This is a genomic window from Proteus sp. G2673 (assembly GCF_009915125.1).
Taxonomy (GTDB): domain Bacteria; phylum Pseudomonadota; class Gammaproteobacteria; order Enterobacterales; family Enterobacteriaceae; genus Proteus; species Proteus penneri.
On sequence record NZ_JAABLT010000018.1, the window covers coordinates 238,477 to 255,000 of the forward strand.

At 38.8% G+C, this 16,524-nt stretch carries 16 protein-coding genes; 13 read left to right on the forward strand and 3 right to left on the reverse strand.

Features of this window, described 5'->3' with window-relative positions:
* The 6 genes from ubiE (at position 1) to tatC (ending at position 4,742) form a co-directional block, all read left to right on the forward strand.
* Positions 1 to 756, forward strand: coding sequence for a bifunctional demethylmenaquinone methyltransferase/2-methoxy-6-polyprenyl-1,4-benzoquinol methylase UbiE (ubiE, locus tag GWI59_RS09670; protein WP_006535554.1), 756 nt, complete (start codon positions 1 to 3; stop codon positions 754 to 756).
* A gap of 1 nt (position 757) precedes the next feature.
* On the forward strand, positions 758 to 1,399 hold the full coding sequence (locus tag GWI59_RS09675; protein ID WP_006535553.1) for a ubiquinone biosynthesis accessory factor UbiJ: 642 nt from the start codon (positions 758 to 760) through the stop codon (positions 1,397 to 1,399).
* Entirely contained in the window at positions 1,399 to 3,036 is a 1,638-nt protein-coding gene (gene ubiB, locus GWI59_RS09680) for a ubiquinone biosynthesis regulatory protein kinase UbiB (RefSeq protein ID WP_109399589.1), read from the forward strand. The genes GWI59_RS09675 and ubiB overlap by 1 nt, the downstream gene beginning before the upstream one ends.
* 125 nt (positions 3,037 to 3,161) lie before the next feature.
* The gene (gene tatA, locus GWI59_RS09685) at positions 3,162 to 3,431 is read left to right on the forward strand and encodes a twin-arginine translocase TatA/TatE family subunit (RefSeq protein WP_006535549.1); all 270 of its coding nucleotides are present in this window, start codon (positions 3,162 to 3,164) and stop codon (positions 3,429 to 3,431) included.
* Between the two features lie 3 nt (positions 3,432 to 3,434).
* Positions 3,435 to 3,950 (forward strand): Sec-independent protein translocase protein TatB, encoded by a 516-nt coding sequence (gene tatB / locus GWI59_RS09690; RefSeq protein WP_006535548.1) that lies wholly within the window; start codon positions 3,435 to 3,437, stop codon positions 3,948 to 3,950.
* 3 nt (positions 3,951 to 3,953) lie between these two features.
* Positions 3,954 to 4,742, forward strand: a complete 789-nt coding sequence (tatC, locus tag GWI59_RS09695; protein WP_072064497.1) for a Sec-independent protein translocase subunit TatC — start codon at positions 3,954 to 3,956, stop codon at positions 4,740 to 4,742.
* A 61-nt stretch (positions 4,743 to 4,803) separates the two neighbouring features.
* Here the strand turns inward: tatC and rfaH are convergent, their stop codons facing one another.
* Positions 4,804 to 5,304, reverse strand: coding sequence for a transcription/translation regulatory transformer protein RfaH (gene rfaH, locus GWI59_RS09700; protein WP_072064496.1), 501 nt, complete (start codon positions 5,302 to 5,304; stop codon positions 4,804 to 4,806).
* Positions 5,305 to 5,590: 286 nt separating this feature from the next.
* Between rfaH and pepE the strand changes: the two genes are divergently transcribed.
* From pepE to fre, 3 genes are all read left to right on the forward strand, one after another.
* Entirely contained in the window at positions 5,591 to 6,316 is a 726-nt protein-coding gene (pepE, locus tag GWI59_RS09705) for a dipeptidase PepE (protein WP_006535545.1), read from the forward strand.
* 120 nt (positions 6,317 to 6,436) lie between these two features.
* Positions 6,437 to 7,906, forward strand: coding sequence for a 4-hydroxy-3-polyprenylbenzoate decarboxylase (ubiD, locus tag GWI59_RS09710; protein ID WP_036914642.1), 1,470 nt, complete (start codon positions 6,437 to 6,439; stop codon positions 7,904 to 7,906).
* Positions 7,907 to 7,921: 15 nt separating this feature from the next.
* The gene (fre, locus tag GWI59_RS09715) at positions 7,922 to 8,623 is read left to right on the forward strand and encodes an NAD(P)H-flavin reductase (RefSeq protein ID WP_072064495.1); all 702 of its coding nucleotides are present in this window, start codon (positions 7,922 to 7,924) and stop codon (positions 8,621 to 8,623) included.
* A 149-nt stretch (positions 8,624 to 8,772) separates the two neighbouring features.
* Here fre and fadA read toward each other — a convergent pair whose 3' ends face one another.
* Both fadA and fadB read right to left on the reverse strand, forming a co-directional pair.
* Positions 8,773 to 9,936, reverse strand: a complete 1,164-nt coding sequence (gene fadA / locus GWI59_RS09720; RefSeq protein ID WP_006535539.1) for an acetyl-CoA C-acyltransferase FadA — start codon at positions 9,934 to 9,936, stop codon at positions 8,773 to 8,775.
* A gap of 11 nt (positions 9,937 to 9,947) precedes the next feature.
* Positions 9,948 to 12,128, reverse strand: a complete 2,181-nt coding sequence (gene fadB, locus GWI59_RS09725; RefSeq protein ID WP_161669780.1) for a fatty acid oxidation complex subunit alpha FadB — start codon at positions 12,126 to 12,128, stop codon at positions 9,948 to 9,950.
* A gap of 267 nt (positions 12,129 to 12,395) precedes the next feature.
* Here fadB and pepQ point away from each other — a divergent pair, with 267 nt between their 5' ends.
* The 4 genes from pepQ to hemG are packed head-to-tail and all read left to right on the forward strand — an operon-like array spanning position 12,396 to position 16,378.
* The gene (pepQ, locus tag GWI59_RS09730; RefSeq protein WP_072064492.1) at positions 12,396 to 13,730 is read left to right on the forward strand and encodes a Xaa-Pro dipeptidase; all 1,335 of its coding nucleotides are present in this window, start codon (positions 12,396 to 12,398) and stop codon (positions 13,728 to 13,730) included.
* Complete coding sequence (locus GWI59_RS09735; RefSeq protein ID WP_006535534.1) at positions 13,730 to 14,350, forward strand: IMPACT family protein; 621 nt, start codon at positions 13,730 to 13,732, stop codon at positions 14,348 to 14,350. The genes pepQ and GWI59_RS09735 overlap by 1 nt, the downstream gene beginning before the upstream one ends.
* A gap of 25 nt (positions 14,351 to 14,375) precedes the next feature.
* Positions 14,376 to 15,827 carry a Trk system potassium transporter TrkH gene (gene trkH / locus GWI59_RS09740; RefSeq protein WP_072064491.1) on the forward strand — a complete coding sequence of 484 codons (1,452 nt, stop codon included), beginning with the start codon at positions 14,376 to 14,378 and terminating at the stop codon, positions 15,825 to 15,827.
* A gap of 20 nt (positions 15,828 to 15,847) precedes the next feature.
* Complete coding sequence (gene hemG / locus GWI59_RS09745; protein ID WP_072064490.1) at positions 15,848 to 16,378, forward strand: menaquinone-dependent protoporphyrinogen IX dehydrogenase; 531 nt, start codon at positions 15,848 to 15,850, stop codon at positions 16,376 to 16,378.
* The last annotated feature ends 146 nt before the right edge of the window (positions 16,379 to 16,524 follow it).

A 16,524-nucleotide genomic window follows, 5' to 3' on the forward strand; every position in this document is an offset into this window, starting at 1 on the left:
ATGACTCAACAAACGAAGGAAACAACAGATTTTGGTTTCCAAACCGTTGACAAAGATGATAAACAAACCATGGTTGCAAGGGTTTTTCACTCTGTCGCGTCTAAATATGATTTAATGAATGACTTGATGTCATTTGGTGTTCACCGGATTTGGAAACGTTATACCATTGAAGCTAGTGGTGTAAGACGTAACCAACGCGTTCTTGATCTTGCGGGCGGTACTGGTGATTTAACGGCTAAATTCTCTCGTCTTGTGGGTGAAAATGGGGAAGTGGTTTTAGCTGATATTAATGACTCAATGTTGAAAATGGGACGTGAGAAGCTACGCGATCACGGTATTGTGGGTAATGTTAACTACGTACAAGCGAATGCTGAAGAATTACCTTTCCCTGACAACCATTTTGATTGTATCACTATCTCCTTTGGCTTACGTAATGTGACCGATAAAGCAAAAGCTTTACGTTCAATGTTTCGTGTATTAAAGCCAGGTGGACGCCTGCTGGTGCTGGAGTTTTCTAAACCTGTACTTGAACCTTTAAGCAAGATTTATGACGCTTACTCTTTCCATATCCTACCCAAAATTGGTCAAGTGATTGTAAATGATGCTGAAAGTTACCGTTATTTAACTGAATCAATTCGCATGCATCCAGACCAAGAAACATTAAAAGGTATGATGGAAGAAGCGGGATTTGATCAAGTTACCTATACCAATATGACTGGAGGTATAGTTGCATTACACAAAGGATTTAAATTCTGAGATGGAAAAAGCCACTTTTTCTCATGATATTGCCTCTCAAGTACTGTATCCGCTGTTAACGGCATCCATGGAGACAGCACTTAATCATGTTTTATATCAGGAAAATGTGCTTAAACCTGCCCGCAATCGCCTTGCGGGCAAAGTGTTGGCGCTTTCTATCAATGAGTTTCCTCGTTCCATTTACTTAGTTTTTAGCGAACAACAAGTTGATGTGTTAAGTCAGTGGGATGATGAAATTGATTGTTTGATAAAAACAAAACTATTAACTTTGATTAAGCTTCGTGACCGTCAAAAAATGTCAGAACTAATCAATCGTGGCGATATCACTATTGATGGTGATATGCAGGTTGTTCAAAATTGGTCTGCATTATTAGATATGGCACAGTGGGACCCTGCGCAATATTTAGCACCTTATATTGGTGACATTGCGGCGCAAAGTCTGACTGTTGTTGCAGGAAAGGGCGTTCAGTTATTTTCTGCACTCTTAAATCATCAAAAAGATTATTTGCGCGACGCGTTAATTGAAGAGTGGAAAACCGCACCTAGTGCATTAGAAACCGTCCATTTTTATGATGAAATAGAAGAAGTTGCACAGCAAACTGCCGAGCTGGAAAAACGGTTAGGCTTATTGGAGAAAAAATAATGCTCCTTAGTGAGTTAAAGCGCCTCTATCATATTATTCAGGTATTTTTATCTTATGGGCTTGATGAGTTAATTCCTAAGCATCGAATTACTTTACCTGCAAGATTAGGATGCCGAGCACTATTTTGGATCAAAAATCAACATCCAGAAAAACCATTAGGTGAACGCTTACGACTCGCATTGCAAACATTAGGGCCTGTTTGGATTAAATTAGGTCAAATGTTATCAACTCGACGTGATCTCTTTCCTCCTCAAATTGCTGACCAACTCGCTTTATTGCAAGACAAAGTTGCTCCTTTTGATGGTAAGAAAGCACGACAATATATTGAAAAATCATTTGGTGGCCCTATTGACCAATGGTTTGATGATTTTGATGAAACCCCATTGGCTTCTGCTTCTATAGCGCAGGTTCACACTGCAAAATTAAAAGAAAACGGCAAAGAAGTGGTACTCAAGGTTATTCGTCCCGATATTCAACCAGTGATTAAAGCGGATATCCGTTTGATGTATCGCTTGGCAAACTTATTACCGTTTTTACCTGATGGTCGTCGTTTACGACCAAAAGAGGTGATCCGCGAATATGAAAAAACATTACTTGATGAGCTAAATTTACTGCGTGAAGCTGCAAATGCTATTCAGCTACGTCGTAATTTTGAAAATAGCTCGATGTTGTATATTCCTGAAGTGTATTCAGATTATTGTCATGAAAACGTGATGGTCATGGAGCGTATTTATGGTATTCCCGTTTCTGACATTGAAGCGTTGAATGCACAAAAGACGAATATGAAACTTCTTGCGGAGCGAGGTGTAAAAGTCTTTTTTACTCAGGTGTTTAGAGACAGTTTTTTCCATGCTGATATGCATCCAGGTAATGTGTTTATTAGTTATGATCACCCTGAGAATCCATATTATATCGGCATTGATTGCGGTATCGTTGGCTCATTAAATAAAGAAGATAAACGCTATTTAGCTGAAAACTTTTTAGCTTTCTTTAACCGTGATTATCGAAAAGTTGCAGAATTACATGTTGATTCAGGCTGGGTACCAGCAGATACCAATGTAGAAGATTTTGAATTTGCGATCCGCACGGTATGTGAACCGATTTTTGAAAAACCTCTGTCTGAGATCTCATTTGGACATGTGTTACTTAATCTGTTTAATACTGCACGTCGTTTCAATATGGAAGTACAACCGCAGTTAGTTTTACTTCAAAAAACATTGCTTTATGTTGAAGGGCTTGGGCGTCAGTTATATCCACAATTGGATTTATGGAAAACGGCAAAACCGTTTTTAGAAGATTGGTTGCATAGTCAAATTGGTATCACGGCTTTAGTGAATGGTATAAAGAGTAAAGCGCCTTACTGGATTGAAAAAATGCCAGAGATACCTGAGCTGGTTTATGATAGTCTGAAGCAACATAAAAATATGAAGTTAACGCTAGATAAATTGACGGAACAAATAAGTTCGCAAAGAGTCAAACATAGACAGTCTCTATTTTTATTGGGTATAGGTACAACACTGTTTTTATGCGGTAGCCTGTTTTTTGTTTCTGGTTTTAAAACATTATTCAGTGTTTTTATCAGTTTAGGCCTTCTTGCATGGATTTTGGGTTGGTTTAGATCTGGTAATCCACAATAAAAACACATCAAAGTTTGTCTTTGAGCAAGTTAAAAGATGAATTCGAGATTCCCGAAAATTGAATTCGTTGTATATAATGGGCACTGTTATTAAGTATAACCCCGAAAATAGTTGAGGAACATAAAATGGGCGGTATTAGCATTTGGCAATTACTTATCATTGCTGTCATCGTTGTTTTATTATTTGGTACAAATAAACTGCGCACATTGGGCTCAGATTTAGGTGCATCAGTAAAAGGCTTTAAAAAAGCGATTGGTGATGAAGCTGCAGATAAAGACACCAACAACGCTGAAAAAACAAATAACGACGCAGATTTTGATACTAAAAATTTAGCGCAGAAGACTTCAACAGAAGAGAAGTCTACAACTGAGAGCAAAAACAAAGAGCAGGTATAAACCGTGTTTGACATTGGTTTTAGTCAGCTGCTATTGGTCATGGTGATTGGTCTTGTTTTTCTGGGGCCAGAACGTTTGCCCGTAGCAGTAAAAACAATTGCTGGCTGGGTAAGGGCGCTACGCTCTTTGGCTGCGAATGTGCAAAATGAACTGACTCAAGAACTAAAACTTCAAGAACTCCAAGAGAGCTTGAAAAAAGTTGAAGAGAAAGCGAATTTACAAACATTATCACCAGAGCTGAAGGCGTCTATGGATGAGTTAAAAGAGGCTGCACAGTCTTTAAAACAAACTTATCAAGCACCTACAACGCCAGATCCCACTAAAGAGCAGTCTGTAAAAACCGACTCTACGGAACCTTCACCTTCTGATTTAGCCGCACTTGCTGAAGCTAATGAAGTTAATGATGATGCTAATCGCCATAAACCTGTGGCAGAAAGTGTTACAAAGACAGAAGTTCCTGTTACTCAACCAGTAACAATAGAGAAAAAAACAACTGATCAGGTCAATGGTGAGCATTAAAACATGGCAGTAAATGATACCCAACCGCTGATCAGCCATTTAATAGAATTACGCAAGCGTTTGATGTATAGCTTGGTGTCAGTTCTTGTGGTTTTTTTAGCGCTGGTTTATTTTTCTAACGATATCTATCAATTAGTCTCGGCTCCATTACTTGATAAGTTGCCACAAGGGTCAAATATGAGTGCGACAGATGTTGCCTCTACATTTTTGACTCCGATTAAATTGACAATCATGGTATCCGTTTTTGCTTCTGTACCTGTTATTCTTTATCAGGTATGGGCTTTCATCGCACCAGCATTGTATAAACACGAACGTCGCTTAATGCTGCCATTACTTGTTTCAAGTACAGTATTATTCTATCTCGGTATGGCGTTTGCTTATTTTGTTGTGTTCCCTCTTGCGTTTGGTTTCTTTGTTAATACAACCCCAGAAGGGGTTAACTTTATTCCAGATATCAGTAAGTATCTCAGCTTCGTGATGACGCTCTTTATGGCGTTTGGTGCGGCGTTTGAAGTACCTATTGCGATTATTTTACTGTGCTGGAGTGGTGTAACGACACCCGATGCGTTAAAGAAAAAACGTCCTTATATTCTTGTGGGTGCCTTTGTTGTTGGTATGGTATTGACACCTCCAGATGTTTTCTCTCAAACCTTATTAGCAATACCTATGTACTTACTGTTTGAAATTGGTGTCATGGTATCGCGTTTTTATGTGGGTAATGGCCGAAGAAAAACACCTGAAGAAGAAGCTGAAGAAGCAGAGGCGGAAGCTGAAACAGAGCAACAAAAATAATTTTAGAAACAATTTTCTAAAATCATATGATATTAGCCCAGCAATAGCTGGGTTAATTTTTTTAGGGGGACTCTTTTTTAAATTCTTTATTACTTACTGATTTTTTCACTTCGCTATTTAATATATTTAAAAGCAAAATTGAGCGAGCCTCACCATCAGGCTCTTGATATATAGCTTGGAGCCCTTGAAAAATACCCTCTGTAATTAACACACTATCACCACTATGAGGTACATTTTCTTCACTGTAAGAGAGAGTAGAAAGCTGAGGTATCTGCAGTGTATCAATCACATCTTGAGGCACTGTGACAGGATATTTCCCAAAGCGAACAAACGAGCTCACTCCACGTGTTGAGTTAATGGTCGTGGTATGGATCACTTCAGGATCAAACTCGATAAAAAGGTAATTAGGAAAAAGAGGCTCGGTTACCGCAGTGCGCTTTCCTCTTACTATTTTTTCTATGGTTACGAACGGTGTGAAACAGCCCACTTGCTGACGTTCTAAGTGTTCGATAGCACGAGGGATTTGTCCTCGTTTACAATACAGCAAGTACCAATTTTTCATAGTAGAGACAATAAGTTAGTTGATTTTAATTTACGAAATAATAGCAAATTTATCGTTGAGGTAACAGCTATCTATTGAGGTTAAATAAAAAATAGCTTAACGCGACCTTATACTAGAAAAAATAGAAAAGCTGTGTTCATACGCAATAAAAGAGGTCATTTTTGTTAGTTTCAATTGGATCTCAGATAGAGGTAACAAGTTGACAAAAAAGTGATGGTAAAAACAAGAAAAAGCTTTCAAGATAATTATCTTAGAATTCTATTCATAATTATAAAGAGGTTCTGTAATGGAAGTTTTTTTATTAAGTAACGGAAAAATTGCCGGGGATCCACGTTGGTTAAGTTATGCAAAAGATAATATCGATAGCATGATCAAAAAACGTGGTATTCGTTCTGCTGTATTAATTGCCTATGCTGTTATTCGTTCTGATCATGACCAACGTGCTCGTGATTTATCAGAAGTGTTAGGTATTGAAGTGACTTGTATTGAGCATTTCGATTCGGAAGTTGATGCAATCAATAATGCGGAATGTATTTTAGTTAGCGGTGGTAATACTTGGTTATTAAACCAAATGTTGCATGAAAAAGGATTAGTTGTTCCTATTCAACGAGCTGTCCGTGAACGTAATATTCCTTATATTGGTTGGAGTGCAGGTTGTAACGTTGCAACCCCGACAATTCGTACCACTAATGATATGCCAGTACGTTCCTCTGTTATTATGCCATCGCTTGGTTTATTCCCTGTTCAAATTAACCCACATTATATTGATGCTTCTATTAGTGGCCATATGGGTGAAACACGCGATGAGCGTATTGCCGAGTTTTGTGCTATTAACCCTGAAGAGATTGTTGTGGCTATCCGTGAAGGTAGTTACTTACATATTCAAGGTGAAGAATTACATTATTACAGCGCTAAAAATGAAGGTTTCAAAATCTTCCAACATGGAAAAACATTCCCTGAACAGTTTGATACAAAATTACTTTCAGAGTGGGTTCCATTCCGCTGTTTATAAGTATCGTGAACGCTACTAAATAAAAAGCATTGCATTTTAGTGAGTTATGCGTTTAGCTTATAGCGTCTCAAAGAGGGCATTGTCCCTCTTTTCTTTCACTCACTGGCTCGTAAGATTATGATGAAATACCGCGATTTAAGAGATTTCCTTTCATTACTAGAAGAAAAAGGTGAATTAAAACGTATCACCTATGAAATAGATCCCTACCTTGAAATGACCGAAATAGCGGACAGAACTTTACGTGCCGGTGGGCCAGCACTGTTGTTTGAAAATCCTAAAGGGTATGATATGCCAGTGCTTTGTAACTTATTTGGCACACCTGAGCGTGTGGCAATGGGAATGGGGCAAGATGATGTTAAAGCCTTACACGAAGTTGGAAAGTTATTAGCTTTTCTAAAAGAGCCTGATCCTCCGAAAGGTTTTCGTGATCTCTTCGATAAGTTACCTAAATTTAAGCAAGTTTTAAATATGCCAACAAAACGCTTAAGTAAAGCACCTTGTCAGGAAGTCGTTTTAACGGGTGATGATGTTGATTTAACAAAGATCCCCGTTATGCATTGTTGGCCTGAAGATGCAGCACCTTTGATTACTTGGGGATTAACGGTGACTCGTGGCCCATTAAAAGAGCGCCAAAATCTGGGTATTTATCGCCAGCAAGTGCTGGGTAAAAATAAAGTGATTATGCGCTGGTTATCGCATCGTGGTGGTGCGTTAGATTTTCAAGAATGGTGTCAAAAACATCCCGGTGAGCGATTTCCTGTATCTGTGGCATTAGGAGCTGATCCTGCTACTATTTTAGGTGCCGTAACACCAGTACCCGATACATTATCTGAATATGCATTTGCTGGATTATTGCGGGGTAATAAATCAGAAGTTGTAAAATGCCTATCCAATGATCTTGAAGTGCCAGCAAGTGCTGAGATTATCCTTGAAGGTTACATTGAACCAGGCGAATTAGCCCCAGAAGGGCCATATGGCGATCACACAGGATATTATAATGAGATTGACTCTTTTCCTGTGTTTACCATTACGCATTTAACGCGCCGTAAAGATGCAATTTATCACTCCACCTATACAGGGCGCCCACCTGATGAGCCCGCAGTATTAGGTGTTGCATTGAATGAAGTGCTTGTTCCGATATTACAAAAACAGTTTCCTGAGATTGTAGATTTTTATTTACCCCCTGAAGGATGTTCTTACCGTTTAGCCGTTGTGACAATGAAGAAACAGTATGCGGGTCATGCTAAACGCGTAATGATGGGTGTTTGGTCTTACTTACGGCAATTTATGTACACAAAATTTGTGATTGTTTGCGATGATGATGTCAATGCAAGAGATTGGAAAGACGTGATTTGGGCAATCACGACCAGAATGGACCCTGCGAGAGATACCATTATGATGGAAAATACGCCTATTGATTATCTCGACTTCGCTTCACCTGTTTCAGGATTAGGATCAAAAATGGGTCTTGATGCGACCAACAAATGGCCTGGTGAGACAGATAGAGAATGGGGTAGACCTATTGTGATGTCTGATGAAGTTAAGCAACGAGTCGATACTATTTGGGAACAGCTCGATATTCTTAAATAATAACAGAGGAACAACATGGCAATACTGAATTGTAAAGTCTCACTTGTTGAGCCGATGACAGATACGGTTTATCGGGTAAGGCTATTACCCGATGGCGAATTTGATTTTCAGGCTGGGCAATATCTTTTAGCCGTTATGGATGAACGTGATAAACGCCCTTTTTCTATTGCATCTATACCTGAAAATAAAGACTTTATTGAACTTCATATTGGTGCGTCTGAACTCAATCTTTATGCGATGGCAGTGCTTGATGTGATATTAGAAAAACAGCAGCTTACCATTGATATTCCTCATGGAAATGCGTGGTTTAAAAAAGAGAGTCAACGTCCTTTACTATTAATTGCTGGCGGTACGGGATTTTCTTATACCCACTCAATTTTATTGGCTGCATTAGCTGAAAACCCACAACGCTCTATTACGATTTATTGGGGGGGAAGAGAAAGCGTTCACCTCTATGACCTTAATGAATTACAAGAATTATCAGAATTGCATCCATCTTTAACGGTTGTGCCTGTAGTCGAGCAACCGGATGAAAATTGGCGAGGCCGAAAAGGTACGGTATTAACGGCGATAAGCGAAGATTTTGGCGATTTATCAGAATATGATATTTATATCGCAGGGCGTTTTGAGATGGCTAAAATTGCCAGAGATCGTTTTTGTAATGAGCGCAATGCAGATAAAACACGCTTATTTAGCGATGCTTTTGAATTTATCTGATAAAACGATAATATCCCATCATTTGTTATTATTTTCGTTTTTAAAACCATAAAAAAACCCGCCCCTGACGGCGGGAAAATGGTTTCTAACCATGCAATCGAAGTGAATACTTTCCTAACGATAAGAACGTGGATAGGCAGAATGCCGTATTAAACACGTTCTATAATCGTTGCAATACCTTGTCCTAATCCAATACACATTGTGGCTAAGCCAAACTGCGCATCTTTACGCTCCATAATATTTAATAATGACGTGGTTATTCGAGATCCAGAGCAACCTAAAGGATGTCCTAAGGCAATCGCTCCACCATTTAAATTAATTTTGTCATCAATACTATCGAGTAAATTCATTTTCTTCATGCAAGCTAATGACTGTGCGGCAAAAGCTTCATTTAGCTCAAAAATATCAATATCACCTAATGTTAATCCTGCTTTTTTCAATGCGATTTCTGTTGCAGGAACCGGGCCATAACCCATAATTGCGGGATCACACCCTGTAACAGCCATAGCACGAATAACAGCTCGAGGCTTTAAATTGTGCTCTTTAGCATAACGTTCACTGGTAATAAACATCGCTGATGCACCATCCGAAACTGCGGATGAATTTCCGGCTGTTACAGAGCCTGTTGCGGGATCAAATACAGGTTTCAGTTGTGCTAAATCATCAAGACTTGGGTTATAACGAATAACTTCGTCATTTTTGACATTGATGAAATTACCTGCTGCATCATGACCATTGATAGCCACTATCTCATTATTAAAATAGCCTTGCTGTGTTGCAATCGCTGCTAAATGGTGTGAGCGATAAGCAAATTTATCTTGCTCTTCGCGTGAAATTTGGAATGACTTTGCTAGCATTTCTGCTGTTAAGCCCATAGAAAATGAGGCTTTAGCAACAGAAAGATTAAGAGATGGATTAAAATCTGCATTATAAGTCATTGGCACATGACCCATATGTTCAACACCACCAATTAATGCCACTTGGCTATCACCAAGCATAATTTGGCGAGCGCCATCATGTAATGCTTGCATTGATGAACCACATAAGCGATTAACCGTGACAGCCGGCACTTTATGAGGAAGTTCGGCTAATAATGCAGCGTTACGTGCAATATTGAAACCTTGTTCTAAGGTTTGCTGTACGCAACCCCAAATTACATCACCAATATCATTAGGATTAATATTAGGATTACGTTTTAGTAGTGCTTGCATCAGGTGAGCAGAGAGGTTTTCTGCTCTAACATGGCGAAAAGCACCACCTTTAGAGCGTCCCATAGGAGTACGAATACCATCAATTATGACAACCTTTTCCATTTCATCTCTCCTTAAGCGAGTTCTCTGATGTTAACATCTACTTTTACGGGTTTTGGATAATAGGTTTCGTTGTGTTGCGCTTTTTGTTTTAAGCTTTCAGGGATTTGATAGAGTGGCCCTAATGACGCATATTGTTGTGCATCTGCAACAAATTTCGCTGTTCCAATAGTATCGAGGTAACGGAATACACCACCACGGAAAGGAGGGAAGCCTAAGCCATATACTAGTGCGATATCAGCTTCGGCTGGTGAAGCAATAATGCCTTCATCTAGACAACGAATAACTTCATTGATCATTGGGATCATCATGCGAGCGATAATTGCGTCTTGGCTAAACTCTTGTGTTTTGCCTGCATTTTGCTGAATAAGCGTTTGAATTTGACCATCAACAGATTTCTGTTTTTTACCCCGTTTATCAACAGAGTAATTATAGAAACCATGATTATTTTTCTGACCATATCGCTGTTGCTCATATAAAAGAGCAATAGCATCTCGCTCAATCGTCCCCATTCTGTCAGGGAAACCTTGAGCCATAACAGCTTGAGCATGATTAGCTGTATCAATACCCACAACATCAAGTAAATAAGCTGGACCCATTGGCCAACCAAATACTTTTTCCATCACCTTATCAACAGCAATAAAATCAGCACCGTCTCTTAGTAATAGAGAAAAACCCGCAAAATAAGGAAAAAGGACTCTGTTTACAAAAAAGCCGGGACAATCATTAACGATGATCGGTGTTTTTCCCATTTTGCTTGCATAACTCACAATACGGTTAATGGTCTCTTCACTGGTTTTTTCACCTTTAATAATTTCCACTAAAGGCATGCGATGGACAGGATTAAAGAAATGCATACCACAGAAATTTTCTGGGCGCTTTAAGGATCTTGCGAGCAATGAGATAGGTATCGTTGAGGTATTGGAAGCAAGGATCGCGTTATCGGCTAATAATGCTTCTGTTTCAGCAAGTACAGTTGCTTTTACTTTTGGATTTTCAACAACGGCTTCAACCACAATATCGACATCGCTGATAGCGGCATAATTTAGTGTTGGTTGAATAGAGGCGAGCGTTTTTGCCATATCTACGGCACTCATTCGACCTTTTTCTTGACGTTTTTGTAGCAGGCTTAACGCTTCATTCATTCCCAGCTCAAGGGATTTTGGGTTAATATCCTTCATGACAACAGGGATACCTTTTAAGGCAGATTGGTAGGAAATCCCACCGCCCATGATCCCCGCACCTAATACAGCAGCCTGTTTAGGCAATTCGGCATGCCGTTTTTTGGTGATATTTTTGACGTACTGATCATTAAGGAAAATACCAACTAAGGCTTTTGCAACATCAGTGCGTGTGAGCTTAACAAAGTTTTCAGTTTCGAGAGCCAGCGCTTCATCTCTATTTAGGAAGGCTGCTTTTTCAATCGTTTTTACTGCGGTGATAGGCGCAGGATAGTGAGGGCCTGCTACTTTCATCACCATACCTTTAGCCACACTGAAAGACATTTTGTGTTCAAGCTCTGTCAGTCTTAATGGCGCTGTTTTGGGATGACGTGCTGCTTTCCAATCAATTTGACCGTCAATCATTTGTTCGATTAATGAAATAGCACTCTCTTTTAAATTTTCTAAAGGAATAATTGCTTGAATTAATCCATTTTGAAGTGCTGTTTGAGCATCAATATCCTTACCGGCAGTAATAATTTCTAATGCATTATCGACACCGATCAAACGAGGAAGACGTACTGAACCGCCAAAGCCCGGCATGATCCCAAGTTTTGTTTCTGGCAAACCGATACGTAAATCAGGAGAAGCAATACGAAAATCAGTAGCAAGTACGCACTCACAGCCGCCACCAAGTGCATAGCCATTGATAGCGGAAATAGTAGGAACAGGTAAGTCTTCAAGTCGACTAAAAATCTGATTAGAGAAATGTAGCCACTGAGTCAATTCTTCTTCAGGGGCATCAAATAGGGACAGAAACTCAGTGATGTCAGCACCGACAATAAAGGTAGGTTTTTCAGAACGTAAAATAACACCTTTTAGATCTTGTGTTGCCTCTAATACGGTTAAAGCTTCGCTTAGCATCGCAACTGTTTTGGTATCTAATTTATTAATAGAGCCTTTGGCGTTAAAAACGAGTTCAACAATACCTTGTTTCACCCAATCGACTTGAATATTTTCGCTTTGATAGAGCATTTGTATTCTCCCTAAAAGTATAGACTGGTATGACCAGATAGTGAGAGTGTGAATACAATGTTAAATAAATGCAAATTATTGATTAAAAAACTGCAAGAGGGATCACAGTAAAATTATTTAACTTATTGAATTTTATATTGTTGCTCTATTTGATAAAAATAAGTGAAATAAATCGCTAATAATCTATTTTTGTTATGGTGTTAGCCACTAAAAGAGTTGGCGTGTTAAGCTGAATCATTAACAATGAATAAGATAAGGTAATTAATAATGGAAAAATTGCTCTCTCTGTACCAAGAACATATCAAAACTCTACAAAATCGTACTCGTGATGCTTTATCCAGACACCATCTTGATTCTGTATTAATTCATTCTGGTGAACCTATCCGTGTTTTCCTTGATGACAGTGATTATCCTTTTAAAGTGAATGCTCACTTTAAAGCATGGGTGCCTGTAACAGATGTACCACATTGTTGGTTATTAGCGGATGGCGTTAACAAACCTAAATTATGGTTCTATTCTCCTGTTGACTATTGGCACAGTGTTGAAGCTTTACCAAGTAGCTATTGGACGCATGAAATTGAGCTAATTCATCTCAAAAATGTTGATGATATTCAAAAAGAGTTAGCACCTTATATTAATAAAAATACCGCTTATATTGGCCCAAATACACAGCGAGCAGAATCATTAGGTGTGAGTATTGATAATATCAACAAGCAATCTCTTCTTGATTATTATCATTACTATCGTGCCTATAAAACAGGTTATGAATTAGCTTGTATGCGTGAAGCACAAAAAATGGCTGTCAACGGGCATATTGCCGCTCGAGAAGCTTTTCAAGCGGGATTAAGTGAATTTGATATTAATATGGCGTATTTAATGGCTACGGGTCATCGTGATACCGATGTTCCTTACGGTAATATTGTCGCCTTAAATGAACATGCCGCTGTTTTACATTACACAAAACTAGATCATGAATCACCGGATGAATATCGTAGTTTCCTTATTGATGCAGGGGCTGAATATAATGGTTATGCTGCTGATATAACTCGTACTTATAGCGCAAAAGAAAATCATGAATTTACTTCGTTAGTTAAAGATATGAATGATGCACAACAATCGTTGATTGCAACAATGAAAGCGGGTGTGCGTTATACTGAATACCATGTTCAAATGCATCAACGTATTGCAGGGCTACTTAATAAGTACGGTATTGTTAAAGGCGTGAGTGAAGAAGAGATGGTAAGTGCTGGGTTAACTACACCATTTTTACCTCATGGTTTAGGGCATGCTTTAGGTCTGCAAGTTCATGATGCGGCAGGATTTATGCAAGATGATAAAGGAACTCATTTAGCGGCTCCTGCAATGTATCCATTCTTACGTTGCACTCGTATTGTTGAACCAGGCATGGTATTAACCATTGAACCTGGATTTTACTTCATCGATTCTTTATTAGAGCCTTGGAAAGAAGGAAAATACAGTACTCATTTCAATTGGAAGCTTATTGAGCATTTCAAACCATTTGGTGGCATTCGTATTGAAGATAATATTATTATCCACGATAACAAAATTGAAAATATGACCAGAGACTTACACTTAGCCTGATGAAAGCGTATTTGATCCCCGCTGAAACTGTAGAATTCAGTGAAGAAATAAAGAAGAGTCGTTTTATTACATTTATTGCTCACACTGAAGGTATTGATTCAGCAAAAGCTTATATCCAGTCTATCAAAGAGCAATTTCCTGATGCCCGACACCACTGTTGGGCTTTTGTTGCAGGAAGGCCCGATGATTCACAACAGTTAGGTTTTTCTGATGATGGCGAGCCAACAGGTACGGCGGGAAAACCTATTCTTGCACCTCTTTTAGGGAGTGGAATGGGAGAAGTTACCGCCGTGGTTGTTCGGTATTTCGGTGGGATCAAATTAGGAACCGGTGGGTTAGTTAGAGCTTATGGTAGTGGCGTTCAACAAGCATTAAAGCTTTTGCCAACAAAAACGAAAGTGCCACAGTTACGTTTTAGTGTAGCGTGTGAATATTCACTTGTTTCATTATTTGAACAAGTCGTTGAACAATATCATGGGCAAGTACTTTCAAGTGAATATACTGATAAAGTTACTTTTATACTTTCATTGCCTGCAGTGCATAGCGGTGAAGTTGAAGTTAAACTACGTGATATAAGTCGTGGCAGTATGCAATTAATCCCGTTAGATAAAAATGAATAATCTTTGCTATCAAGGAAATCGCTAAATGCATTTTCGTTCAATAACCCGTATTGTCGGACTGCTTGTTATCTTATTTTCTGTCACGATGATCATTCCTGGTATTGTCGCACTAATATATCGAGATGGTGCAGGGCGTGCATTTAGCCAAACATTTATTGTAGCGTTGATCATTGGGTTAATGCTGTGGATCCCCAACCGACATAAAAAAAGTGAGCTTAAACCTAAAGAAGGTTTTTTGATTGTTGTCTTATTTTGGACAGTACTGGGTAGTGTTGGGGCATTGCCGTTTATCTTTTCTGAACAACCTCATCTTTCTATTACCGATGCCTTTTTTGAATCATTCTCAGGACTAACTACAACAGGTGCCACAACGCTTGTAGGGCTAGATTCATTGCCTAAAGCTATTTTATTTTATCGACAAATGCTTCAATGGTTAGGGGGAATGGGGATCATTGTCTTAGCTGTCGCTATTCTTCCTCTTTTAGGTGTTGGGGGAATGCAGCTCTATCGTGCAGAAATGCCGGGGCCATTGAAAGATAATAAAATGCGACCTCGAATTGCAGAAACAGCAAAAGCACTTTGGCTTATCTATGTTTTATTAACGATCATTTGTGCTTTAGCATTATGGATTGCAGGCATGGATGTGTTTGATGCAATTTCTCATAGTTTTTCAACTATTGCGATTGGTGGATTTTCTACTCATGATGCCAGTATTGGTTATTTTAATAGTCCAACCATTAACATCATTATTGGTGTATTCCTTCTGATCTCTGGTTGTAACTTTGGTTTGCACTTTGCCGTACTAACAGGAAGAAGCTTAAATATCTATTGGCGTGATCCTGAATTTCGTATGTTTATCTCAATTCAATTGGGATTAGTCATTATCTGCAGCGGTATTCTTTGGCTTTATTCTGTATATGATTCTGGATGGATAACCATAAATCAGGCCTTTTTCCAAGTTGTTTCTATGGCGACAACAGCGGGCTTTGCCACGGATAGTTTTGCACAATGGCCTGCATTTTTACCTCTTCTATTATTATGTTCGGCATTTATTGGTGGTTGTGCGGGATCAACAGGCGGGGGATTGAAAGTCATTCGTATTTTGCTTTTATTTCTACAAGGCAATCGTGAATTAAAACGTCTTGTTCACCCGAATGCAGTTTATACCATCAAACTTGGTCACCGAGCATTACCCGAACGTATTATTGAAGCCGTGTGGGGATTTTTCTCTGCTTATGCATTGGTATTTATTATTAGCTTAATGTTGTTGATAGCGACAGGCGTTGATGAATTTTCTGCATTTTCTGCTATTGCTACCACATTAAATAATCTTGGTCCTGGATTAGGTATTGTTGCTGACAACTTCACGACAATGAATCCAGCGGCAAAATGGATATTGGTCGTAACAATGTTATTTGGACGACTAGAAGTTTTCACACTATTGGTTTTATTTACCCCAACGTTTTGGCGTGATTAACCTAATACAAGGAGTAATGTATGAGCGCGCTATTATTGTATTGTAGTACTGATGGTCAAACTAAAAAGATAATGACACAAATCGCAAATGAATTAAGACAACACGGTCATGAATGCGATGTGAGAGATTTAACCTCTGTTCAGCAGAGTTTAAATTTATCTGCTTATAATAAAGTTTTAGTGGGTGCTTCTATTCGTTATGGTTACTTTAATAAAGCTCTCGATAAATTTATCACTCGTCATCTTGTTCAATTGAATAGTATGCCGTCCGCATTCTTTGGCGTTAATCTTACGGCAAGAAAAGCAGAAAAGAATACACCTGAGACGAATGCTTATATGCGTAAGTTTCTAGATAAGACTCCATGGAAACCAACGTTAACGGGTGTATTTGCTGGTGCACTTTTTTATCCTCGCTATAAATGGATTGATAGAGTCATGATCCAGTTAATTATGAAGATGACTAAAGGTGAAACGGATCCTACAAAAGAAATTGAATATACAGATTGGAATAAAGTAAGCGAATTTGCGACGCATTTTGCCAAAATTGAGTGATATTTAATCTTTTTTGTGGGGTTTTTATACGTCTTGTTGGAGTTTTGACCGAACAGAAAATTATTTTAAAAAAACACTTGCGCTAATCCGAGATCTCCCTATAATGCGCATCCACTGACCGGCGATGAGCAAACAACAAGCCACGC